1 protein-coding gene is annotated in these 1,088 nt (G+C 60.6%); it reads right to left on the bottom strand.

The window, feature by feature from the left end:
* Positions 1 to 1,088 (bottom strand): hemagglutinin repeat-containing protein (locus AC1D1F_RS24760; protein WP_477700887.1); only part of this gene is annotated, 1,088 nt, incomplete at both ends.

Below are 1,088 nucleotides of genomic sequence, written 5' to 3'. Positions count from 1 at the left end.
GCTTCTTTGCCAAAAGCCTGCGTAATCTGCACCTGGGCATCGATCTCTTTCTGCACCCGCTCGGCATCAAAGATTTTTGCAATGCCGGTTTCAGCATCGGTGCTTCTGACAGCCGTGTTACCGGCAATCCCGCTGATACCGCCGCTTGATGTGCTGCTGGCCTCGCCCTTGTCGCTGCCAATGCCCACGCCCACGCCACTCACCCCGAACTTGCCGGCCTGCTCACCCACGTCAATGCTCAGGCCCATGGCCTTGCCTTCGTAGCTGGCGCTGTTCTGAATGTCGCTTAGCGTAAGAGAACCGCCCGTATTGAAGCTGTTCTTGCCCTGCTCCACCGCTGCCTGCGTGCTGGCAATAACCGCGCCCTTTAGGTCGGTGTTTCCTTGCACGTTCACCTGGAAGCCACCATCCCCCGCCTTGATGCCGCTTTGCTGTACGACCGAGGCGTAGCTGCTGTCGATGTTGCTGTTGGACGCGCTGATGCCGCCGCCCGTGGCGCCCTCCTTGCCAGAGCTGACGGATGCGCTGCTTGAACTTTGCTTGCTGGTGTAGGTGGCGGTGTCTTGCAAACTCTGGATGTTGAGGTTGCCGCCTACGTTGGCCTTGACTGTGTTGGCYGCMACCACCGCGCCTATCAGGTTTGTATCGCCGCCGCTGATGATGCTGGCGGTGTTGCCGGCATTGACCTGGGTGTTGGTGTAGCGGGTGTCGCTACCGCTGCTGTTTCCCTGGCTTTGGCTGGCGCTGGCGCTGAAGCTGAATTGCTGCGAGATGAGCCCGTAGCTCACGCCCACGCTGCTGGACCTTGAGCTGTTGCTGCTCTCCTGGCTGGCGTTGCTCTGGCTGGCCAGCAGGTTGACCTTGTTGTCTGCGAGCAGGGTGACGTTGTTGCCGGCGGTCAGGTTTGCGCCTTGCGCCGTCAGGTTGCTGGCCTGGCCCGCGCCTGTGGCGACGATGGTCAGGTTCTTGCCTGCAGCGACGGTGCTGCCGGCGGCGCTGTTGCTTTGGCTGCTGCTTTTGCTTTCGCTTTCAGAAGTGCCGTAGCTGATGTTGATGGAGACGTCAGTTGCCGCATCCTTGTTGAAGTT

The organism is Polaromonas sp. P1_H6 (assembly GCF_056405195.1).
The sequence above is the reverse complement of the archived record's forward strand: the minus strand, read 5'-3'. Positions and strand labels throughout refer to the sequence as shown.